Source organism: Micromonospora sp. NBC_01740 (assembly GCF_035920365.1).
Taxonomy (GTDB): Bacteria; Actinomycetota; Actinomycetes; order Mycobacteriales; family Micromonosporaceae; genus Micromonospora; species Micromonospora reichwaldensis.
In genome coordinates, this window is the sequence record NZ_CP109150.1 from 3,646,399 (window position 1) to 3,667,938 (window position 21,540).

Genomic DNA, 21,540 nt, shown 5'->3' on the forward strand with positions numbered 1-21,540 from the left:
CTTGCGGCTGTCCTACAGCTCCGTGACGATCACGTCGACCTGGCGTGGCCGACCGGGCGGGGCGGGCTGCTCCAGCACCGGATACTTCAGGTCGCGCAGCGCGGTCAGCAGCCCGCCGACGGTACGCGGCCGGATGCCCGCCGTCAGCAGGTCGCGGACCAGCCGGCCCTTGGTCGCCTTGTTGAAGTGGCTCACCACCGACCGGACGGGCACGCCGTCGACCTCGCGTTCGTGCAGCACCCGGACGGTCACGGTGCGGTCGGCCACCTCGCCGCGCGGCGCCCAGGTGGCCGCGTACGCGCCGGAGCGCAGGTCGAGCACCGGCCCGTCGCCGGCCGCCGCGGCCATCGCCGGCGCGAGCGCCCGCCGCCAGTACGCCGACAGCGCGCCGAGCCCCGGCAGCCGCGCCCCGATCGGGCACCGGTAGGGCGGGATCCGGTCGGTGAGGCGTACCGCGCCCCAGAGCCCCGAGCTGATCAGCACCGACCGGCGGGCGGCCCGCTGCGCGGTCGCCGGCAGCGAGGCGAGATCGAGCGCCTCGTAGAGCACCCCGGTGTAGACGCGGCCGGCGGGCGCGGTGGCCGCCGCCCGCAGCCGGGCGTTGCGGCGCAACTCGCCGCGCTGGCCCTCGCTGATCCCCAGCGCCGCCAGGGCCGCCCCCTCGTCGCCGTCGGCGCTGAGCGCGACCAGCGCCGTCAGCACCTCCTCCCGGGCGCCGGTCAGCTCCGGCAGGGAGAGCCCGGCGAGGTCGAGCCGCCGGCCGGTGCCGGCGTCGGCCTTCCCCTCGGAGGGCGGCAGCAGGATGAGCATCGGTGACTCCTCGGCTTGGCGCGGCGTCCGCGCGCCGGTCCGGCCAGCGTACGGGCCGGCCCTACCGCCACGGCCGCACCGGCGTCTGGGGGTGGTACACGCGATACCCGCCCACGTCGGCGACCAGCGCGGCGTCGGCCTGGTCGCCCAGCAGCCGGCGCAGCCGCCGTTCCGCCGCCGAGTCGGCCGCCAGCACGTACCCGGGCCGGTCGGCCCGCCCCACCTGCCGCCAGTACGCGGGATAGCGGTTCTGCCCGGGGGTGAGGTCGCCGTCGAGCACCGCGCACACCACCGCCTCGGCCGTGTTGAAGATCAGCCGGTTGCAGGTCCAGTAGTCCCCGTACACCTCGCGGGGGCCGCCCGTGCGGAGCGTGTCGGCCAGTTCGCGGGCCTGCCGCTCCTCGATCCGGGACGCCCCGGTGCCGGTGGCCGCGAACAGCACGGTGACCACCAGCGTGGTCGCGGCCAGCGCGGCGAGCACGGCGGTGGCCAGCGCGCCGGCCAGGCGGCCGAGCGCGCCGACCGTGCCCCGCCAGCAGGCGACCGCCGCCACCCAGAGCGGCCACAGCACCGCCGGCAGGGAGAGCTGGAGCACCGACAGGTAGCGGGCGTTGTCCAGCGGGCTGGTGGCCGCGAGAGGGCTGCGCACGTACGACAGCAGGGTCAACGCCGCGCCGACGACCAGCGAGAGGTGCACCACCGGGCCGACCCGCTCGCCGCGCGGGGCGCCCGCGGCCCGGCGGTACGCGAGGACGGCGAGCGCGGCGGCGACCACCAGCAGCACGGGGTAGAGCAGCCCGAACCAGCCCTGCCAACGAGCGCAGCCGTCGATCGGGCAGAGGCCGGCGGCGAGCGGCACCCCCTCCAACAGTCCGCCGTCGAGGCGCCGCGACCACGGCGGCGTCGGCCCGGCCTTGGTGCTGATCTCGCGGAACACCGACAGCGAGTCCTCGCCGGGCGGGGCGAGCAGGTTGTCCCGGATCATCGGCGCGATCCCGACGGCGAACCCGGCCAGCAGCAGCACCCCGGCCCAACCGAGCAGCTCCCGGCGGGCCACCCACGCCAGCACCAGCGCGGCCACCGCCAGGTAGGGCAGGATCAGCCAGTCCGACCAGACGGACACCCCGGCGAGCAGGCCGAAGAGCCCGACGGCCAGCCGGCGGTGCCGCACCGTTCCCCGGGCGAGGCCCACCGCGATCAGCAGCATCGCCAGCACCGCGACCTTGACCTCCGGGCGGCCGCCGACCACGGTCAGCTGGTCCCGGACGACCCGTTCCCCGCCGAGCGCCAGCAGGCCGACGATCCCGGTGGCGAACCAGGGCGAGCCGATCCGCCGGGTCAGCCGGTGGATCAGCCAGAGGAAGAGGGCGTAGAGCAGCAGCAGCGGCAGGCGCAGCAGCGGCCAGCCCGGCCCCGCCACCGCGATCAGCGGCGCGGCCAGGTACGACTCCAGCACCCCCATGTAGCGCTGCCCGTAGAGGAAGACCGGCAGCTCGCGGCCCTGCGCGATGTGCAGCGCGGCCAGCCCGAACGTCGCCTCGTCGCTGTTGGAGACGGGCACCGTGTGCAGGGTCAGGACCAGCCGGTAGCCGACCCCGGCGAGCCCGAGCAGCAGCGCCACGAGCGCCGGCCGGTCTAGCTGCGGGCGCCACCGCCCACGCTTGCGCACTGGTTGCGACACGACCAACGCCCCCGTCGTCGTCCCGACCGGAGTGTTTCACGCCGTCGGGGCCGGCCGGGGCGGATCGGCGCAGCGCGGACGATCCGCCGGACCACGGCGGGCATGACGTCGGGCTTCCCGACGGCCGGGGAAGATCGCCTCGCGTGGCCGAGGTGGCCGGGTTGTGGCAGGGTTGCTGGCGTGCCACCCACTGCCGCCGGCCAGTTGGCCGTACCGAACCTGCACCGGGCCGCGCGGATCGAGGACGCCGTGCACTCGCTGGTCGAGCGCCGGCTGCGGCGCACCGGCTGGCGGACGAACGTCATCGCGTACACCGGCTACGGCGCGCCCGGCTGGGTGCGGGTGATGTGCCGGGTGCTGCTGGGTCGGCCGGACACCCGCCAGCGCGGCCGGCTGGAGAAGGTGCGCGGGTGGCGCAGCTTCACCACGCTGCCAGCCAAGCACGTCACGGTCACCATCGAGGCCGGCGGGGAACGGCACGAGGCGCGGGCCGACCGCAGCGGGTTCGTCGACGCCGTGGTCGAGGCGGACCTGCCGCCCGGCTGGGGCTCGGTGCGGATCAGCCTGCCGGACGCCGAGCCGGTCGAGGCGCCGGTGCGCATCCTCGACCCGGAGGTGCGCTTCGGCATCCTCTCCGACATCGACGACACGGTCATGGTCACCGCGCTGCCCCGGCCGCTGCTCGCCGCCTGGAACACGTTCGTCCTCGACGAGCACGCCCGCAACGCCGTGCCCGGCATGGCGGTGCTCTACGAGCGGCTGGTCACCGCGCACCCGGGCGCTCCGGTCTTCTACCTCTCCACGGGCGCCTGGAACGTGGCGCCGACGCTGACCCGGTTCCTGTCCCGGCACCTCTACCCGGCCGGCCCGCTGCTGCTGACCGACTGGGGGCCGACCGCCGACCGCTGGTTTCGCAGCGGGCGGGAGCACAAGCGGGTCACCCTGGCCCGGCTGGCCAAGGAGTTCCCGGACGTGAAGTGGCTGCTGGTCGGCGACGACGGGCAGCACGACCCGGAGATCTACCGCGAGTTCGCCGCCGCCCACCCGGAGAACGTGGCCGGCGTGGGTATCCGCCGGCTCTCGCCCACGCAGGCGGTGCTGGCCGGTAGCCTGCCCACCCCGGCCGGCGAGTCGTCGGCGGGGCCGGTGGGGCAGAAGTGGCTCTCCGCGCCCGACGGCGCAGGGCTCTGGAAGCTGCTGCGCGACGCCGGCCTGGTCTGACGGACCGCCGACCGGCAGCCCTCCGAGCCTGTTTCTGACCGGGCCCCGCCGGGGCCGCACGGCATCGAGCCTGCCCCGCGGGCAGGTACCGCTCGCATCGCACTCATGGCCCCGCCGACTGCAACTACTTGGCAACGCATAATAGTCGAGGTAGTGTGTGCCGCATGATAGCGGCCGGCTCCGGGGCCTCCGACGACGGCGACAGGCAGACGCAGTTGCTGCGTGGCGCCCTCGACATGTGCCTGTTGGCCCTGCTCGCCAGGCGGGCGACGCATGGCTACGAGCTGGTCGGCCGACTTGAGGCGATCGGCATCGAGGGCGTCGGCTACGGCACGATCTACCCGCTGCTGACCCGGATGCGTCGTCTCGGCCTCGTCGTCGACGAGGTGCAAGCCAGCCCGACAGGGCCGCCCCGCAAGGTCTACGCGGTCACCGACGCCGGCCAGGAGCGTCTGGACGCGTGGCGGCGGCAGTGGACGCGGTTCGTCCACACCGTGAACACCGCTCTGACCGACTCCACCTCCGACAGCGCAAGGAGTTGATTGTGGACGCCATCGACGAGGCCATGGTGGCTGCTGAACGGGAATGGCGGGCATGCGGCATTCGTCGCCGGGACCGCGCGGTGCTCGCTGCCGATCTCCGGCTGGAGTTGCGCTCAGCCGCCGCCGACGGTGTCACGCCGGAGCAACTCCTGGGCTCCGACCTTCGGGGGTTCGCGCGACAGTTGGCCGACGAGGCCGGAGTGCAGCGCGTTCGACACGAGTACGCCCGCCTGACGCGGACCGCCCTGACCGGCGCCGTGCTCGGTGCCTGCGTCGGTGCGATCGCGCTTGTCCTCGTGTACCCGATCCTGGTCGCGTGGATCGACGTGCCGCGCGGGTTCCGGATGCCGACCGTGCTGGCGGTCCTGCTCTACTACGGCACCGCAGCCGCGCTCGCCGTCGGCGGCGCGGTCATCGCGGTACGGGCGCGGCTGGGGCATCTGCCACGGATCCGGCAGACCGCGAACGCCATGATCGTGCTGCTGCCGATCGGCGGCGCGATCGCCATGCCGGTCACCATGGGGTTCGCCAGGGCGGTCGGCTACAGCACCCACCCGCTCATCATGGCCATCGAGGCCGCGCTCGTCGCTGCCGCCGTCACGGGTGCCACCCTTGTGGCCCGCAAGTGGTCGCTGCGTGACGGTGGCGGGTACGAAAGGGCGGTAGCGGCGTGAGGCCGGCTCAACGCATTCACGCAGCCTGCTGCGACGTGGTCGTGGGTGTCCTTCTCCTGCTAAGAAGCGGATGAGGAACAGGACGAACTGGGCAGGTGGCCTGACGCTGTGGCTGCTGTTCGGGATTCATGATGATCATGTTCAGCCTGAACCCCGTTGTCCCCTTGGGGGTGCGGCTTTTGTAGCACCTTGGGCCGTGGTCGGGCAGTTCGACGGTGGCCTGCTGCGGGGCCACCTCGGCCAGCCGGGCGGGGCGCCCGGGGCGGCACCGGGGTCGATCTCCAGCATCAGCAGAAACCTCCACTGGTTCGAGGTGGTCGCCAGTTGACGGCAGTGCAGAAGGTCCGGCGCGACTCTCGCGGCGTCAACGCTCTGCTCATGGCAGGGGTCTGCTTGATCGCGAGCGTCCTTCTCGGTGCCTGCGGGCAGACGGAGCCACCGCCGATCAAGGCCGATGACGTGCCGGGGACCTGGTGTTCCGGAAGCGGAGACCTGTTGACGGTGAAGAAGGAAGGTGAATTCGTTCTCACGAAGTTGTCGCATGACTTCTTCACCGTTCTTCACGATGATGACGAGTTCGCCGAAGGGTATGTGCTGGATCGGGATTTCGGTGGCAGGCGGCCTGCGGGCGGACATGGCCGTTGGTCCTATGATGATGCTGCCCGATCGCCCAGCCTCGATCTGGAATTCGAGGTGCTCGGCTCGTCGGCGAATGCAAGGTCTGCCGAGCTCAAAGTTCGCACAGTTGACGGCGATATCGGGCTTTTTGGCTACGACGGTGATCCTGACCAGGGTTATACCGTCCGATTCCTCCGCTGTGAGTAGGGGGCCCACTCCGCCGCTCGATGCCGCTCGATCGGCGGCAGGGTGGTCGGGGGCCAACGGCCTGCGATCGCCCACAGGCTGGGCCGGCAGCCGCACCGTCGGGTGCCGACGTGACCCCGGTCGGTGAAAATCGTGAAGGATACTTGCAAAGCGCCGCGGCAACGCTGAATATCTTTTCGTGCGTAGAGATTATGGTCGATACCTGTCCGGGCTGGCGCTGGTGGCGGCGCTGGCCCTCGGCGCGGCCGTCCCCACGGGCGCCCCCGCCTCCCGTCCCGCCACGCCGGAGACCGTGCCCGTCGCCGCCCAGGCGGCCTGCGTGACCGACCCGGCCACCCCGAAGCGGCAGCTGCGCGGCATGTGGATCGCCAGCGTGGCCAACATCGACTGGCCCAGCCGCACGGGGCTCACGCCCGCCGCCCAGCAGGCGGAGTACCGGGGCTGGCTCGACCTGGCCAAGCAGCGTCGGATGAACGCCGTCGTCGTGCAGATCCGCCCGGCCGCCGACGCGTTCTGGCCGTCGACGTACGAGCCGTGGTCGCAGTGGCTGACCGGCACCCAGGGCGGCAACCCCGGCTACGACCCGCTGGCCTTCATGGTGGCCGAGGCGCACGCCCGCAACCTGGAGTTCCACGCCTGGTTCAACCCGTACCGGGTGGCGAACCACACCGACCTGACCAAGCTGGCGGCCAGCCACCCGGCCCGCAAAAACCCGGGCTGGACCGTCACCTACGGCGGGCACATCTACTACAACCCCGGCATTCCCGCCGTCCGCGCCTTCGTGCAGGACGCGATGATGGACGCCGTCAAGCGCTACGACATCGACGCGGTGCACTGGGACGACTACTTCTACCCGTACCCGGTCAGCGGGGTGGCGTTCCCCGACCAGGCCACCTACGCCCAGTACGGCGCCGGTTTCAGCACCATCGGCGACTGGCGGCGCAACAACGTCAACCTGCTGGTCCGGGAGATGCGTGACAAGATCCGGGCGGCCAAGCCGTGGGTGAAGCTGGGCGTCAGCCCGTTCGGCATCTGGCGCAACGCCGGCACCGACCCGCTCGGTTCGCGCACCAAGGGCCTCCAGTCGTACGACGCGATCTACGCCGACACCCGGCGCTGGGTGCGGCAGGGGTGGGTCGACTACATCGCCCCCCAGATCTACTGGCACATCGGCCACCCGGCGGCCGACTACGCGGAGCTGGTCCGCTGGTGGTCCGAGACCGTGGCCGGCACCGACGTGCAGTTGCTCGTGGGGCAGGCCACCTACCGCGCGGGCGCGTCCGGGCAGGACGCCGCCTGGCAGGATCCGGCCGAGCTGACCGACCACCTCACGCTGAACCGCAGCTACCCGAGGATCGTCGGCGACATCCACTTCAGCGCCAAGGATGTCCGCGCGGACCGCATCGGCGCCGTCTCCCGGACGGCGACCGACCACTACCGCCGGCCCGCGCTGGCGCCGGCCGGGGTGGGCGGCGCCGCGCCCGCCGCCCCGAACCTCACCTCGGCGGTACACGGCACCGGCGGCGTGACCCTGAACTGGCAGCGCGGCGCCACCGGCAGCACCGCCGCGTACGCGGTGTACCGGCTGCCCGGCGACGGTGCGGTCGACGCCTGCGACCTGGCCGACGCCCGCAACCTGCTCGGCACGGTCCGCGCCTCGGGCGGCACCGGGACGTTCACCGACGCCACCGCCGCGGCCGGCTCGACGTACCGCTACCTGGTGACCGCCCTGGACCGGCTGCACCACGAGAGCGCGGCCAGCAACGCGCGGGTGGTTACCGGCACCGGCGGTACGTTCAGCGTGATCGTGGACAACGCCACGGCCGGCGGCTTCACGGCCGCCACCACCTGGGGCACGTCGTCGTACCTCCCGGCGCGCTACGGGGCCAACTACCGGTTCGCCAGCCCGCAGGCGGTCAGCGACCCGGCCTGGTTCACCGCGACGCTGCCCGCTGCGGGCTCGTACCGGGTCGAGGTCTGGTACCCGGCCGACCCCGGCTACAACAGCGCCACCCCGCACCTGGTGGCGACGGCGAACGGGAACGTGACCGCCACCGTCGACCAGCGCAGCGGCGGCGGGCAGTGGCGGGTGCTCGGCACCTACGACCTTGCCGCGGGGACGCGTCAGGTCGTCGGGGTCAGCCGCTGGACCAGCACCCAGGGGTACGTCGTCGCCGACGCCGTCCGGATCACCCGCCTCTGAGCATGCCCGTTCCCCGGGGCGTCCCGCCGCCCCGGGGAACGGGCCGGCCAACGCTAGAGTCGGGCCGACAAATACGTTTCCGTGACCGCGGGAGGGCTCATGCGCCGACGTGTTGCCGCCGGTTCGGCAGCCGTGCTGGCGCTGGCCGTAGGTGTCTCGGGATGTAGTGACGACACGCCACCGCCTCCGCCGAAGACCACCGCCACCGCGAGCCCTTCCGAGTCGTCGGCACTCGACCCTCCGCTGGCCTTCGCCGCGAAGCCGGTCCGGATACCGCTGCCCAGCAGGATGTTCCAGCTCCGGGACGGGGCCGCGTATCTGCTGGACGGCAAGAACGCCCTCGCCGCGTACGACCTGGCCACGGGTGCGCGTCGCTGGAGTGCGCCGCTGGCCGGTCCGCCGGTCAGGCTGGGCAACACCGGGCCGATGATCGCGGAGGTGGACGGCAAGCCGACCGCCTTCGTGACCTATCGGGTGGATATCGTAGGCAGCGGAACGGTTCCCGCCCGCACCGTGCTGCGGGTGGCGAGCTTCGGGCTGGCCGATGGCGCGCCCGGCTGGCAGTCGGATGTGGACGACAGGGGCATCCCCGAGGACGGCAGCCTCGGGGTCGACAAGGTGGTGGCGGCCAGCTCCGACCATGTCGTGCTGTCCACCGACTCGTACGACACGGGCGTCAGCGGCGACTTCACCGCCGTTCTCGACGCCAGGACCGGCAAGGTCCGGTGGACGAAGCCCGCCTTCCAGGCCCGAGCCCTCGACGGCGACGTCGTCGCCGGCATGACTTCCGGAGCGGATGCGCACAGGGTCCCGAGTTCGACGATCGGGCTCGCCGCCTCGGACGGTTCCCAGGTGTGGGCCCACGAGGAGACGAAGCCCGCCGGCAACCTGATCAACGGCCCACTCGGCGGCGGGCTGCTCCAGGTGTACCCGGTGGGCCGCCGCGGCGACGGGCCCAACGGGATCGTCGACATCAGGACCGGTCGCGAGGTCATCCGCCTGGAGACGGGAGGTGGCGCCAGCGTCTGCCGATACGACGACGAGAGCGTCGTCGTCTGCTCGCAGCACCTCGTCAGCCGGACCGGAACCATGGTCGCGTACGACACCACGTCCCACGAGCGACTGTGGCAGGTGCCCGGGAAGGATTCCGGGCGGGAGGCGCCCAAAATCACGGCCGCCCGACGTGGCGTGGTCTACGGATCCACCAGCAACGGGCCGCTGATCCTCGACGCGCGCACGGGGCAGGACAGGGTCACGGATCTCCCCTTCGTCCCCGAAGTCGTCGTTCCGGGCTTCGGGATCGACGTCGAACAGAGGGAGATGACGGTCCATCCCGCGATCGGCTGAGCCTTGCAGCGAGGAGGACGGCCGAGGCGTCTCCGGCGTACGGTCAGTCGCGGCGCAGCCAGAGCACGCCGAGCGGGGGCACCCGCAGCGCGGCCGAGGCGGGCAGCCCGTGCCACGGCACGTCCTCGGCGTGCACGGCGCCCAGGTTACCCACCCCCGAGCCGCCGTAGTGGTGGGCGTCGGTGTTGAGCACCTCCGCCCACGTGCCGCCGGCCGGCAGCCCGATCCGGTAGTCCTCGAGTGGCAGGGCGGAGAAGTTCGCCACGCAGACCAGGGTCGCGCCGTCGGGGGCGATCCGGACGAACGAGACGGTGTTGTTGGCGACGTCGTCGCCGGCGATCCAGCGGAAGCCGGCCGGCTCGGTGTCCTGCGCCCACAGCGCGGGGGTGTCCCGGTAGACGCGGTTCAGGTCGCCGACGAGCCGCTGCACCCCGGCGCGGGCCGGGTCGTGCAGCAGGTACCAGTCGAGGCCCCGCTCCTCGCTCCACTCCCGGTCGTCGGCCAGCTCGCAGCCCATGAAGAGCAACTGCTTGCCGGGATGCGCCCACATGTACGCCAGCAGCGCGCGTACGTTGGCCAGCCGCTGCCAGGTGTCGCCGGGCATCTTGCCGGCCAGGGAGCCCTTGCCGTGCACCACCTCGTCGTGGCTGATCGGCAGCACGTAGTTCTCGCTCCAGGCGTACGCCAGGGAGAACGTGAGCTGATGGTGGTGGTGCTGCCGGTGGACCGGGTCCTTCGACGTGTAGAGCAGGGTGTCGTGCATCCAGCCCATGTTCCACTTGAACCCGAAGCCGAGCCCGCCGTCGGCCGTGGCGCGGGTGACCCCCGGCCATGCGGTGGACTCCTCGGCGATCATCGTCACCCCGGCGTGGTGCTTGTAGACCGTCGCGTTGACCTCCTGCATGAAGGCGATGGCCTCCAGGTTCTCCCGGCCGCCGTGCCGGTTGGGCAGCCACTGCCCCTCCTGGCGCGAGTAGTCCAGGTAGAGCATCGAGGCGACCGCGTCCACCCGCAGCCCGTCGACGTGGAACTGGTCGCACCAGTAGAGCGCGTTGGCGACCAGGAAGTTGCGCACCTCCGGGCGGCCGAAGTCGAAGACGTACGTGCCCCAGTCGGGGTGCTCGCCCCGGCGCGGGTCGGGGTGCTCGTAGAGGGCGGTGCCGTCGAAGCGACCGAGGGCCCACTCGTCCTTGGGGAAGTGCGCCGGCACCCAGTCCAAGATCACGCCGATGCCGGCGGCGTGCAGCGCGTCCACGAGGTGCCGGAACTCGTCGGGATCGCCGAAGCGGGACGTCGGCGCGTAGTAGCCGGTGACCTGGTAGCCCCAGGACCCGCCGAACGGGTGCTCCATCACGGGCAGCAACTCCACGTGGGTGAAGCCCAGCTCCGTGACGTACGCGGTCAGCTGCTCGGCCAGCTCCCGGTAGCTCAGCCCGGGGCGCCACGAGCCGAGGTGCACCTCGTAGACGCTCATCGGCTCCTGGTGCGGCTGCCGCCGGGCCCGCCGCGCCAGCCAGTCGGCGTCGCCCCACTCGTACGTCGAGTGGTGCACCACCGACGCGGTGGCCGGCGGCACCTCCGCGTACGCCGCCAGGGGGTCGGCCTTGTCCCGCCACTGCCCGTCGGCGCCCAGGATCCGGTACTTGTAGCGGGCCCCCGCCCCGACGCCCGGGACGAACAGCTCCCACACCCCGCTGCCGCCGAGCGAGCGCATCGGCCAGCCGTCGTCCGGCGCCCAGCCCGCGAAGTCCCCGACCACCCGCACGCCGCGCGCGTTCGGCGCCCAGACGGTGAACGCCACGCCCTCGTCGAAGACCCGCGCGCCGAGGGCCTCCCAGAGCCGCTCGTGCCGGCCCTCGCCGATCAGGTGCAGGTCCAGCTCGCCCAGCGTGGGCGGGTAGCGGTACGGGTCGTCGTGGATCCGGCCGTCGACCTCGACGCGGTAGTCGAGCACCTCGCCCGCGACCTCCGCCTCGAAGACGCCGACGTCGTGCACCCGCCGCATCCGGTGCCGCTCGCCGTCGACGACGAGGGCGACGTCGGCGGCGCCCCGGCGCAGCGTCCGGACGACCGTCCGCCCGTCGGCCGGGTGCGCGCCGAGGACGGCGTGCGGGTCGTGCGTGGCGCCGGCGATCAACTGGTCCATCGGGCGTCGTCCTTCTGGGCGGGAGCGGTGGGGGCGGTGCCGCCCGAGAGGTCGTCGGGGACGTCTTCGACGGTCAGGTCCGGCGCCGCCTGCGCCGGCGCGGGGCCGACACCGGGGGCGGGTCGCCGCACCGTCAGCACGTGCGCCGGTTGCAGGTACGGGTCGAGGCGCACGGCGTTGCGCTGCCCCCAGTCGTAGCTGGCGCCGGTCAGCTCGTCGCGCACCGTGAACCGGTCGTGCCAGTCGAGGCCGAGCGCGGGCATGTCCAGCGTGGTGTTGCCCCACTGCACCTCACGCGAGTCGAACGAGCAGACCACGAGCACGGTGTTGCCCGTCTCCGGGTCGTGCTTGGACCAGCAGAGCAGCGCCGGGTTGTCGATGTCGTGGAAGACCAGGTTGCGCAGCTGGTGCAGGGCCGGGTTCTCCCGGCGTACGCGGTTGAGCACCGCGATGAACGGCGCGAGGGAGCGGCCCTGCGCCTGCGCGCCGGCCCAGTCCCGGGGGCGCAGCTCGTACTTCTCGTTGTCCAGGTACTCCTCCGCGCCGGGGCGGGCGACGTGCTCGAACAGCTCGTAGCCGGCGTACATGCCCCAGGAGGGGGAGAGCAGCGCGGCCAGCACCGCCCGGATCTTGAACATCGGCGGGCCGCCGTGCTGCAACGACTCGTGCAGGATGTCCGGCGTGTTCGGCCAGAAGTTGGGCCGCATGTAGTCGGCCGCCTCGACCAGCTCCTCGCAGTACGCCCGCATCTCCGCCGCCGACGTGCGCCAGGTGAAGTACGTGTACGACTGGGTGAAGCCGATCTTGCCCAGCCCGTGCATGATCGCCGGCCGGGTGAACGCCTCGGCGAGGAGGAGCACGTCCGGGTCGACCTTCTTCACCTCGGCGATCAGCCAGTGCCAGAAGTCGAACGGCTTGGTGTGCGGGTTGTCCACCCGGAAGATCCGGATGCCCTCGCCGACCCAGTGCAGCACCACCCGCAGGACCTCGGCCCGGATGCCCTCCGGGTCGTTGTCGAAGTTGACCGGGTAGATGTCCTGGTACTTCTTCGGCGGGTTCTCCGCGTACGCGATGCTGCCGTCGGCCCGGGTGGTGAACCACTCCGGGTGCTCGGTCACCCACGGGTGGTCCGGCGCGCACTGCAACGCCAGGTCCATCGCCACCTCCAGGCCCTGCTCGGCGGCGGCGGCGACGAAGTCGCGGAAGTCCTCCGGCGTACCCAGGTCGGGGTGGATCGTGTCGTGACCGCCCTCGGCGGCGCCGATCGCCCACGGCGAGCCGACGTCGTCCGGCCCGGCGGTCAGCGAGTTGTTGGGGCCCTTGCGGTTGACCCGGCCGATCGGGTGGATCGGCGGCAGGTAGAGCACGTCGAAGCCCATCGCCGCGACGCCGGGCAGGCGCTCGACGGCGGTGGCGAACGTGCCGGAGCGCGCCGGCGCGTCGGCGGTGGCCGGGACGGCCCCCTCCGAGCGGGGGAAGAACTCGTACCAGGCGGAGAAGAGCGCCCGCCGGCGGTCCACCCAGAGCCGGTGCTCCGCGCCGGTGGTGACCAGCTCCCGGACCGGGTGCTCCCAGAGCAGGTCGGCCAGCTCCAGCGCGGGGGCGACCCGCCGGGGCAGCTCCCTGTCGGCGTCGCCCAGCGCCGCCACCGCCGCGCGGACCCGCCCCGCGTCGCCGGCCGGCACCAGCTCCACGGCCGCGGTCAGCACCCGGGCGCCCTCGGCGAGGTCGTTGGCCAGGTCCGCCGGCCCCTGCCCGGCGGCGATCTTCTTGGTGACCGCGTTCTGCCAGGTCAGGTACGGGTCCTGGAACGCCTCCACGGTGAACACCCACTCGCCGACCGCGTCGGGGCGGATCACCGCGTGCCAGCGGTCCTGCCCGGGCTCGCCGGGGCGCATCCGGGTGAACGGTCGGGCCCGCCCGTCGGGACCACGCCAGACCACGTTGCAGCCGAGCGCGTCGTGCCCCTCCCGGTAGGCGCGGGCCGACACCGGCACCGGCTCGTCGACCACCGCCTTGGCCGGGTAGCGACCGCAGGAGACGACGGGGGAGACGTCTTCGATCGGGAACCGTCCAGTCACCGGTTCAACCTACTGCGCGAGATCCTTTCGCGCGCGGCCAAGCACCCCATCGCCCTCCCTCCTGACGTGTCCAGAGAGGTCCGGTCAGGGCCCGGCGGACACCTGGTGCCCGCACCATCCGCCCGAGTCCGCCGTCGTCGCTCAAGGCGCGGTGGCTGGCGTGGGCACGGTGGCGGGGTGTGGATAGTGGCGTTGTAGATCTTGGTACCAAATGGCCCCTCCAAGGGCCGTTTCCTGCCAAGATCTACTGCAATCCCGAGATTCGGAACGCTATGCCCAGGGGGTGGAAGATTGGGGTTCAGGCGGGCGGTTCGGTTGCCACGAAGGAGCCCTTGCCCTGCCGGGTCACGATCCAGCCTCTCTCCTCCAGGATCCGCAGCGCGTATCGCACGGGCCATGCGCTCGATTGGTACTGCTCGCGCATCTCGGCGATAGACGGCAGCTTGTCGCCGGGCTGAAGGGTGCCCGCGCGGATTGAGGCCGTGACATCGGCGATGATCTGCTCATACAGCGGTGCTTGCGGCATGGTGGCGCCACCTCTCGTCAGCGAACCGATCTTCGCACCCGAGTGACGCGCCGTGCATGCTCTGTTGACTGTGAAGGCAGTGCCTTCTAAGTTGGGATGGCAGGGGTTCTCTCGTCAGCAGCGGAGCGCCCCGGGGCCGGGCGAGGGAACGCGGACCGTCCTCTCCACCGACCCGCCCTGGCCCACCTCGCCCTGATCCACACCGCATGCTTCGCGCACCTCGTCCTGACCGCACGCTTTGTACTCACCCGCAAGGAGGCTCACCATGCAGGAGCGTCCGCCCGACGGGCCGCTGCCGGCGGCACACCCGGTCCCGGGTGCCCGCGCTCGGCACCCCGACGGGGATCAGGTGCCCTGTCCGCCCCGCCCGCAGCGCGCGCCGCTCACCCGTCGCCAGTACGCCTACGGCATCACGGTGGCGCTGCTCGTACTCGTGCTCGTCGCGGTCGGGATCCTGCGGTGAGCGGGACGGGCCGGCGGTGACGGGCCTGCCGGTGGGCCGGCGGGTCGCCCAGTGGCGGGTGCGGCGCAACATGACCCAGCAGCAGTTCGCCGACCGTCTCGGCAAGTCGAAGAGCTGGGTGGACAAGGTCGAGCGCGGAGTGCGCCCGCTGGAACGGATGTCCAACCTGCGGGAGGTCGCCGAGGCGCTGCGGATCGACATGGAGGTGCTGCTCGCGGAGCGGATCGGGCAACCGGACGTCGCCGTTGCCGGTGTGGCGCGGATCCGGGCCGCTCTGGCCCGCTACCACGTCGAGGCGTCGTCCCGGCCGCCCGACGTCGCGAAGGTACGGGCTCGCCTCGACCACGCCGAGCAGAGCTACCGGCACGCCCGGTATCCGATCCTGCTCGGCCTGCTGCCCGGGTTGCTCGACGCCGCCCGCGAGGCGCGGGTTGCCCGCCCCGGCCGGGCTGCCGACGAGCTGCTGGTGTCCGCGTACGGGCTCGTCGCCCTGGTGCTTGTCAAGGTCGGTCAGGGGGAGTTGGCGTGGCTGGCCGCCGACCGGGGGATGGCCGTCGCGCTGGCCACGGACGACGCGCGGCTGGCCGCCGTCGCCACCGTACCGCTGAGTCAGGCGTTGCGGGCCGTCGGCCGGCGGCGCTCCGCGATGGAGACGGCGCTCGTGGCCGCCCGCCGTCTCCCGCCGCGCGAGTCGGCCGAGAGTGCCCTGTCGCCGGGCGGTGACGGTGCCCCGTCGCTGCGCGTGACGTTGCTGCTCCAGGCCGCCCTCGCCGCTGCCGGCCGGGGAGACGGGCGCCGGGTGGCCGGCCTGCTCGACCAGGCCGCGGCAGCGGTCGGCACCGTCGGCGGCGGCTTCGGCCGGGCGTCGGTCGAGGCGGCGCGGGTGGTGGCCGAGGCCGCCGTCGGAGACGTACAGGCGGCGACGGTACGGCACGAGCGGCTGGTCTGCGGTGAGCAGTGGCGGTGGCTGCCGCCCGAGCACCGGGCGGCGTACCTGCTGGACGTGGCCCGCGTACACGCTCTCGCCGGCGACATGGCCCGGTCGGGGCGGGCGCTGCTGGACGCCGAACGCACCGCGCACAGCGAGGTGCACGACCGGCCGGCGGCGCGCGACCTCGTCGCCACCGTGGCCCGGTACGCCGCCGCTCCCGCCGGCCTGGCCCGCCTCGCCGCCGCCCTGCACGTCACCTGAGGCGCCTGTGGCCTGCCCGAACCCATCCCCGACACGTATCGTTTGTATTACGTGGTAGAGGGGGGCGTCATGAAACTCAACAGCAAGGGTCAGGTCACGATCCCGGCCGCGTTGCGGGCCCGACACGGGCTGCACGAGGGCGACGAGGTCGACGTCGTGGAGGAGGGCGGTGCGCTGCGGATCGTCCGGGTGAGTGGTGCGGAGACCAGGGGCCAGCGCCTGGTCCGGCACATGCGCGGTCGCGGCGGTGCGAAGCAGACCAGCGGTATGTCCACCGACGAACTGATGGAGCTGCTACGTGGGGAGTGAGCGACTCCGCGCGCTGGCACCGCGGCCCACCGACTCCGCCACGACGCTGGTGGACACGAACGTGTTGCTCGACATCTTCACCGAGGACCCGAACTGGGCGGACTGGTCGAATGATGCCCTCACCGCCGCCCGGGACACCGGCGCCCTGGTGATCAACCCGATCGTCTACGCCGAGGTCTCCGTCCGGTTCGACACCATCGAGGAACTCGACGAGGCGCTTCCAGCAGCGGACCTCCTCCGCGAGGAACTGCCCTACCCGGCCGGGTTCCTGGCCGGAAAGGCCTACGCGAGGTACCGCTCCCAGGGAGGGGCCAAGCGATCGCCGATCGCCGACTTCTACATCGGGGCGCACGCTGCGGTGTGCGGGTATCGGTTGCTCACCCGCGACGGCGCTCGATACCGCACTTATTTCCCGAAGCTCGATCTGATCACCCCGACGAGCTGAGGCCGAGTGGCCAGCCGGCCGACGCCTCGCCGCCGCCCTGCACGCCACCTGACCCCGCCTCGCCATCAGGCGAAGTGGCGTCCGGATCGCCAGTCTTCGGCGTTCTCGCGCCATATCGGCCAGGTGCGCCACAGGAACACACCGCCACCCGATCCCAACGCCACGACCAGGCCGATGCCGACCCACGCCGCGTACCGGTCGTCGCCGATGCGTACGTCGCGCACGATCGCGTCGGGTGAGGCGGGGTCATAGACCACGGTGGCCGCATCGCCCACCCGCGGCCGTGGACGCCAGTAGTAGTAAGAGCCCCACGGCCCCGACCAGCAGGACCACGAGGCTGAGCAGAGGGTGGCGCAGCCAGTACCCGGGCAGCCACCGGCTGCGCAGCCGGATCGGCGCACGTCTCCTCCGCCAGCCCATGCCGCCATTCTGCCCACCGTCGGCGACTGGGATCTCGACGGTCAGGTGCCGGATCGACGACCCTGCCGACTCACTTCAGCAGCGAGCGGTAGAGGTCGAGGGTGCGGGCGGCGATGGTGTCCCAGGAGAAGTGGTCGACGGCGCGTTGCCGGCCGGCCCGGCCGAAGTCGGCGGTGCGAGCCGGGTCGGCGAGCAGCTCGTTCATCGCCGCCGCCAGGTCGGCCACGAAGCGGTCCGGGTCCAGCGGCCGGCCGGAACCGTCGGTGGCCTGCTCGATGGGGACCAGCAGCCCCGTCTCGCCGTCGGCGACCACCTCGGGGATGCCGCCGGTGGCGGTGGCCACCACCGCCGTCTCGCAGGCCATCGCCTCCAGGTTCACGATGCCCATCGGCTCGTAGACCGAGGGGCAGACGAAGACCGTGGCGTGGGTGAGCACCTGGATCACCTCGTGCTTCGGCAGCATCTCCGCGACCCACACCACCCCGGAGCGCTTCGCCCGCAGCTCCGTCACCAGGCCCTCCACCTCGGCGGCGATGTCCGGGGTGTCCGGTGCGCCGGCGAGCAGCACCAGCTGGGTGTCCGCCGGCAGGTCGCGCGCCGCGCGCAGCAGGTAGGGCAGGCCCTTCTGCCGGGTGATCCGCCCCACGTACACCACGCTGGGCAGGGCCGGGTCGATGCCGAGCCGGCCCACCACGTCCGTGCCGTGGTCCGGGGCGTACTGCGCCGTGTCGATGCCGTTGTGCACCACCCGGACCCGGTCCGGGTTCACCGCCGGGTAGGCGGTCAGCACGTCGCGCCGCATCCCCTCGCTGACCGCGACGACCGCGTCGGCCGCCTCGAACGCCGTGCGCTCGCACCAGGAGGAGAGCGCGTAGCCGCCGCCGAGCTGCTCGGCCTTCCACGGCCGCAGCGGCTCCAGGCTGTGCGCGGTCACCACGTGCGGCACGTCGTGCAGCAGCTTCGCCGTGTGCCCCGCGAAGTTGGCGTACCACGTGTGGCTGTGCACCACGTCGGTGCCGGCGCAGGCCGCGGCCATCTCCAGGTCCACGCCCATCGTCCGCAGCGCGGCGTTCGCGCCGGTCAGGCCCGCCGGTTCGGCGTACGCGGTGACACCCGCCTCGGTGCGTGGCGCGCCGAAGCAGTGCACCCGTACGTCGGCGAGCCGGCGCAGCTCCCGGGCCAGGTACTCGACGTGCACACCGGCGCCGCCATACACCTCGGGCGGGTACTCACGGGTCAGCAGGTCGACGCGCAGCCCGGCGGAGTCGTTCATGAACGGCACCCTAGTGCAGAACGCGCCGCCGCACCCGGCTGTGGAACTGTGCCGTACGAGTGGTGAAGTGACGGCGGGGTAGATAGCGTCTGGACATGGCTGCCAAGGTGCTCGCGATCGTCCTGGCCGGCGGAGAAGGCAAGCGCCTGATGCCGCTCACCACGGACCGGGCCAAGCCGGCCGTCCCGTTCGGCGGGATGTACCGCATGGTCGACTTCGTCCTGTCCAACCTGGCGAACGCCGGCTATCTCAAGATCGTCGTGCTGACCCAGTACAAGTCCCACTCGCTGGACCGGCACATCACCAAGACGTGGCGGATGTCGACCCTGCTCGGCAACTACGTCACCCCGGTGCCGGCGCAGCAGCGCCGCGGCCCGTGGTGGTTCGCCGGCTCCGCCGACGCGATCTACCAGAGCTTCAACCTCATCCACGACGAGCAGCCCGACCACGTGATCGTCTTCGGCGCCGACCACATCTACCGGATGGACCCCCGGCAGATGGTGGAGGACCACATCGCCTCCGGCGCCGGCGTCACCGTGGCCGGCATCCGGCAGCCGCTGTCGATGGCCGACCAGTTCGGCGTCATCGAGGTCGGCGAGGACGGCCGGCGGATCCGGGCGTTCCGCGAGAAGCCCACCGACGCGGTCGGCCTGCCCGACGCGCCCGACCAGATCTACGCCTCGATGGGCAACTACGTGTTCAGCACCAAGGCGCTGTGCGAGGCGGTCGAGCGCGACGCGGAGGACAAGACCAGCAAGCACGACATGGGCGGCAGCATCATCCCGATGCTGGTGGAGCGCGGCGAGGCCAACGTCTACGACTTCCGCGACAACGAGGTGCCCGGCAGCACCGACCGGGACCGCGGCTACTGGCGCGACGTGGGGACGCTCGACTCCTTCTACGACGCCCACATGGACCTGATCAACGTGCACCCGGTGTTCAACCTCTACAACTTCGACTGGCCCATCTACACCGGGCAGCTGACGTACCCGCCGGCCAAGTTCGTGCACCAGTGGGGTGAGCGGGTCGGCCGGGCGGTCGCCTCGATGGTGTCGCCCGGCGCGGTGATCTCCGGCTCGCTGGTGGAGAACTCGGTCGTCTCGCCCAAGGTGAAGGTGCACTCCTGGGCGCACGTGGACGGCGCGGTGCTGATGGAGGGGGTCGACATCGGCCGACACGCGGTCGTGCGCCGGGCGATCCTCGACAAGAACGTGATCGTGCCCGAGGGGGCCGAGATCGGCGTCGACCTGGAGAAGGACCGGCAGCGCTACACGGTCTCCGACAACGGCATCGTGGTGATCGGCAAGGGACAGAAGGTGGAACCGTGAGCAGTCATCCCCGGGCCGGCAAGCCCGCCCAGCCCGCCGACCTGGTCGACGTGCCGCGGCTGGTGACCGCCTACTACGCCGAGCACCCCGATCCGCAGGACCCGGCGCAGCAGGTCTCCTTCGGCACGTCCGGGCACCGCGGGTCGAGCCTGCGCCACGCGTTCAACTCCGACCACATCCTCGCGGTCACCCAGGCGCTCTGCGACTACCGCCGCGAGCAGGGCCTGGACGGGCCGCTCTTCCTCGGCCGGGACACCCACGCGCTCTCCGCCCCGGCCGCCGTGGACGCGCTGGAGGTCCTCGCCGCCAACGAGGTCTCCGTGCTGCTCGACAGCCGCGACGGCTACACGCCCACCCCGGCGGTGTCGCACGCCATCCTCACCCACAACCGGGGGCGTACCAGCGGGCTCGCCGACGGCATCGTCATCACCCCGTCGCACAACCCGCCCGACGACGGTGGCTTCAAGTACAACCCCACCCACGGCGGCCCGGCGGACACCGACGTCACGAGGTGGATCCAGGACCGGGCCAACGCCATCCTCGCCGACGGCCTGAAGGAGGTCCGGCGGATCCCGTACGCCCGGGCCCGCGCCGCCGACACCACCGGGTCGTACGACTTCCTCGCCCGCTACGTCGACGACCTGCCGGCGGCGATCGACGTCGACGCGATCCGCGACGCCGGGGTACGCATCGGCGCCGACCCGCTCGGCGGCGCGAGCGTGGCCTACTGGGGCGAGATCGCCGAGCGGCACCGGCTGGACCTGACCGTGGTCAACCCGACGGTCGACCCGACCTGGCGGTTCATGACCCTGGACGGCGACGGCAAGATCCGGATGGACTGCTCCTCGCCGAACGCGATGGCCTCCCTGATCGCCGCCCGCGCCGACTACCAGGTCTCCACCGGCAACGACGCCGACGCCGACCGGCACGGCATCGTCACCCCCGACGGCGGCCTGATGAACCCCAACCACTACCTCGCGGTGGCGATCGGCCACCTGTTCCGCACCCGCACGCAGTGGGGCCCCGCCGCCGCCGTCGGCAAGACCCTGGTCTCCTCCTCGATGATCGACCGGGTCGCCGCCGACCTGGGCCGCCCGCTGCTGGAGGTGCCGGTCGGCTTCAAGTGGTTCGTCCCCGGGCTGCTCGACGGCGCGGTGGGCTTCGGCGGCGAGGAGAGCGCCGGCGCGTCCTTCCTGCGCCGCGACGGGGGCACCTGGACCACCGACAAGGACGGCCTCCTGCTCTGCCTGCTCGCCGCCGAGATCATCGCGACCACCGGCCGCACCCCCAGCGAGCACTGGGCGGAGCTGGCCGAGCGCTTCGGCGCGCCCGCGTACGCCCGCATCGACGCGCCGGCGACCCGCGAGCAGAAGGCCGTGCTCGGCAAGCTCTCGCCGGAGCAGGTGACCGCCACCGAGCTGGCCGGCGAGCCGATCACCGCGACCCTCACCACCGCGCCCGGCAACGACGCGCCGATCGGCGGGCTCAAGGTGACCACCGAGTCGGGCTGGTTCGCCGCCCGGCCGTCGGGCACCGAGGACGTCTACAAGATCTACGCCGAGTCCTTCCAGGGCCCGGAGCACCTCGCCCGGATCCAGCAGGAGGCGAAGGACCTGGTCTCGGAGGTCCTCGAACGGGCCTGAGCACCTGGCTCGCCTCCCACCGCAGCCGACACCGGTGTGCGCCGGACCGAGCGGCGCCGGTGCCGGCGTCAGAAGGCCGTGCGCGACTGTCGAGCTGCCCCATGCCCGAGGGCAGGAGGGGGCGCTCTCCGGCGCGGGCGCCTGCTGACGGGAGCGCTCCTGCCAGGCCCGCCGTGCGTGCCTGGCCGGTCGTGCTGGCCTGCCGTGCCTGCCGTGCCTGCCTGGCCGGTCGAGCCTGCCTCGCTGTCGAGCTGAGTCGTCTACGACATCAGCTCGACAGCGTGTGTCGGGCCCAGCGTGTGTCGGGCCCAGCGTGTGTCGGGCCCAGCGTGTGTCGGGCCCAGCGTGTGTCGGGCCCAGCGTGTGTCGGGCCCAGCGTGTGTCGGGCCCAGCGTGTGTCGGGCCCAGGCT

20 protein-coding genes are annotated in these 21,540 nt (G+C 72.4%); 13 read left to right on the top strand and 7 right to left on the bottom strand.

What is annotated here, in order from left to right; all coding sequences use genetic code 11:
• Window positions 1-12 precede the first annotated feature (12 nt).
• The gene (yaaA, locus tag OG989_RS16980) at window positions 13-810 is read right to left on the bottom strand and encodes a peroxide stress protein YaaA (RefSeq protein ID WP_151454377.1); all 798 of its coding nucleotides are present in this window, start codon (window positions 808-810) and stop codon (window positions 13-15) included.
• A 61-nt stretch (window positions 811-871) separates the two neighbouring features.
• The gene (locus tag OG989_RS16985; RefSeq protein WP_327031077.1) at window positions 872-2,491 is read right to left on the bottom strand and encodes a hypothetical protein; all 1,620 of its coding nucleotides are present in this window, start codon (window positions 2,489-2,491) and stop codon (window positions 872-874) included.
• Window positions 2,492-2,671: 180 nt separating this feature from the next.
• Here OG989_RS16985 and OG989_RS16990 point away from each other — a divergent pair, with 180 nt between their 5' ends.
• The 7 genes from OG989_RS16990 to OG989_RS17020 all read left to right on the top strand — a co-directional run bounded on the left by OG989_RS16990 (window position 2,672) and on the right by OG989_RS17020 (window position 9,303).
• Entirely contained in the window at window positions 2,672-3,712 is a 1,041-nt protein-coding gene (locus OG989_RS16990) for an App1 family protein (protein ID WP_132235800.1), read from the top strand.
• A gap of 164 nt (window positions 3,713-3,876) precedes the next feature.
• Window positions 3,877-4,254, top strand: coding sequence for a PadR family transcriptional regulator (locus OG989_RS16995; protein WP_327031078.1), 378 nt, complete (start codon window positions 3,877-3,879; stop codon window positions 4,252-4,254).
• Window positions 4,255-4,256: 2 nt separating this feature from the next.
• Window positions 4,257-4,928 carry a hypothetical protein gene (locus tag OG989_RS17000; RefSeq protein WP_327031079.1) on the top strand — a complete coding sequence of 224 codons (672 nt, stop codon included), beginning with the start codon at window positions 4,257-4,259 and terminating at the stop codon, window positions 4,926-4,928.
• A 196-nt stretch (window positions 4,929-5,124) separates the two neighbouring features.
• Window positions 5,125-5,256, top strand: coding sequence for a hypothetical protein (locus OG989_RS17005; RefSeq protein WP_255474748.1), 132 nt, complete (start codon window positions 5,125-5,127; stop codon window positions 5,254-5,256).
• The gene (locus tag OG989_RS17010) at window positions 5,253-5,753 is read left to right on the top strand and encodes a hypothetical protein (RefSeq protein ID WP_151454381.1); all 501 of its coding nucleotides are present in this window, start codon (window positions 5,253-5,255) and stop codon (window positions 5,751-5,753) included. Before OG989_RS17005 ends, OG989_RS17010 begins: the two co-directional genes overlap by 4 nt.
• A gap of 178 nt (window positions 5,754-5,931) precedes the next feature.
• Window positions 5,932-7,956 carry a family 10 glycosylhydrolase gene (locus OG989_RS17015; protein ID WP_327031080.1) on the top strand — a complete coding sequence of 675 codons (2,025 nt, stop codon included), beginning with the start codon at window positions 5,932-5,934 and terminating at the stop codon, window positions 7,954-7,956.
• 99 nt (window positions 7,957-8,055) lie between these two features.
• Window positions 8,056-9,303 (top strand): outer membrane protein assembly factor BamB family protein, encoded by a 1,248-nt coding sequence (locus OG989_RS17020; protein WP_327031081.1) that lies wholly within the window; start codon window positions 8,056-8,058, stop codon window positions 9,301-9,303.
• A gap of 43 nt (window positions 9,304-9,346) precedes the next feature.
• Here OG989_RS17020 and glgB read toward each other — a convergent pair whose 3' ends face one another.
• The 3 genes from glgB to OG989_RS17035 all read right to left on the bottom strand — a co-directional run bounded on the left by glgB (window position 9,347) and on the right by OG989_RS17035 (window position 14,056).
• Entirely contained in the window at window positions 9,347-11,449 is a 2,103-nt protein-coding gene (gene glgB / locus OG989_RS17025) for a 1,4-alpha-glucan branching protein GlgB (protein ID WP_327031082.1), read from the bottom strand.
• A complete protein-coding gene (locus OG989_RS17030) occupies window positions 11,437-13,530 on the bottom strand; it encodes an alpha-1,4-glucan--maltose-1-phosphate maltosyltransferase (RefSeq protein ID WP_327031083.1) in 2,094 nt (697 codons plus the stop codon). The genes glgB and OG989_RS17030 overlap by 13 nt, the downstream gene beginning before the upstream one ends.
• A 298-nt stretch (window positions 13,531-13,828) precedes the next feature.
• Window positions 13,829-14,056, bottom strand: coding sequence for a winged helix-turn-helix domain-containing protein (locus tag OG989_RS17035; protein ID WP_327027548.1), 228 nt, complete (start codon window positions 14,054-14,056; stop codon window positions 13,829-13,831).
• Between the two features lie 265 nt (window positions 14,057-14,321).
• Between OG989_RS17035 and OG989_RS17040 the strand changes: the two genes are divergently transcribed.
• The 4 genes from OG989_RS17040 to OG989_RS17055 all read left to right on the top strand — a co-directional run bounded on the left by OG989_RS17040 (window position 14,322) and on the right by OG989_RS17055 (window position 16,465).
• Window positions 14,322-14,519, top strand: a complete 198-nt coding sequence (locus OG989_RS17040; RefSeq protein WP_327027549.1) for a hypothetical protein — start codon at window positions 14,322-14,324, stop codon at window positions 14,517-14,519.
• 16 nt (window positions 14,520-14,535) lie between these two features.
• Entirely contained in the window at window positions 14,536-15,711 is a 1,176-nt protein-coding gene (locus OG989_RS17045) for a helix-turn-helix domain-containing protein (protein ID WP_327027551.1), read from the top strand.
• A gap of 69 nt (window positions 15,712-15,780) precedes the next feature.
• Window positions 15,781-16,020 (top strand): AbrB/MazE/SpoVT family DNA-binding domain-containing protein, encoded by a 240-nt coding sequence (locus OG989_RS17050; RefSeq protein WP_327027552.1) that lies wholly within the window; start codon window positions 15,781-15,783, stop codon window positions 16,018-16,020.
• Window positions 16,010-16,465, top strand: a complete 456-nt coding sequence (locus tag OG989_RS17055; RefSeq protein WP_327027553.1) for a type II toxin-antitoxin system VapC family toxin — start codon at window positions 16,010-16,012, stop codon at window positions 16,463-16,465. The genes OG989_RS17050 and OG989_RS17055 overlap by 11 nt, the downstream gene beginning before the upstream one ends.
• Window positions 16,466-16,530: 65 nt before the next feature.
• On the opposite strand, the gene OG989_RS31950 is transcribed toward OG989_RS17055, so the two are convergent.
• Entirely contained in the window at window positions 16,531-16,740 is a 210-nt protein-coding gene (locus OG989_RS31950; RefSeq protein ID WP_151454388.1) for a hypothetical protein, read from the bottom strand.
• 215 nt (window positions 16,741-16,955) lie between these two features.
• Window positions 16,956-18,158 (bottom strand): glycogen synthase, encoded by a 1,203-nt coding sequence (gene glgA / locus OG989_RS17065; protein ID WP_151454389.1) that lies wholly within the window; start codon window positions 18,156-18,158, stop codon window positions 16,956-16,958.
• Between the two features lie 95 nt (window positions 18,159-18,253).
• On the opposite strand from glgA, the gene glgC reads away from it, so the two are divergent.
• Both glgC and pgm read left to right on the top strand, forming a co-directional pair.
• Window positions 18,254-19,486, top strand: a complete 1,233-nt coding sequence (gene glgC / locus OG989_RS17070; protein WP_132235810.1) for a glucose-1-phosphate adenylyltransferase — start codon at window positions 18,254-18,256, stop codon at window positions 19,484-19,486.
• On the top strand, window positions 19,483-21,129 hold the full coding sequence (pgm, locus tag OG989_RS17075; RefSeq protein WP_327027556.1) for a phosphoglucomutase (alpha-D-glucose-1,6-bisphosphate-dependent): 1,647 nt from the start codon (window positions 19,483-19,485) through the stop codon (window positions 21,127-21,129). Before glgC ends, pgm begins: the two co-directional genes overlap by 4 nt.
• The last annotated feature ends 411 nt before the right edge of the window (window positions 21,130-21,540 follow it).

Bases quoted from the DNA above. Each gene is read 5' to 3' on its own strand.
- yaaA (WP_151454377.1), bottom strand. From the start codon at position 810: ATGCTCATCCTGCTGCCGCCCTCCGAGGGGAAGGCCGACGCCGGCACC.
- OG989_RS16995 (WP_327031078.1), top strand. From the start codon at position 3,877: ATGATAGCGGCCGGCTCCGGGGCCTCCGACGACGGCGACAGGCAGACG.
- OG989_RS17020 (WP_327031081.1), top strand. From the start codon at position 8,056: ATGCGCCGACGTGTTGCCGCCGGTTCGGCAGCCGTGCTGGCGCTGGCC.
- glgB (WP_327031082.1), bottom strand. From the start codon at position 11,449: ATGGACCAGTTGATCGCCGGCGCCACGCACGACCCGCACGCCGTCCTC.
- OG989_RS17035 (WP_327027548.1), bottom strand. From the start codon at position 14,056: ATGCCGCAAGCACCGCTGTATGAGCAGATCATCGCCGATGTCACGGCC.
- OG989_RS17040 (WP_327027549.1), top strand. From the start codon at position 14,322: ATGCAGGAGCGTCCGCCCGACGGGCCGCTGCCGGCGGCACACCCGGTC.
- OG989_RS17050 (WP_327027552.1), top strand. From the start codon at position 15,781: ATGAAACTCAACAGCAAGGGTCAGGTCACGATCCCGGCCGCGTTGCGG.
- glgA (WP_151454389.1), bottom strand. From the start codon at position 18,158: ATGAACGACTCCGCCGGGCTGCGCGTCGACCTGCTGACCCGTGAGTAC.
- glgC (WP_132235810.1), top strand. From the start codon at position 18,254: ATGGCTGCCAAGGTGCTCGCGATCGTCCTGGCCGGCGGAGAAGGCAAG.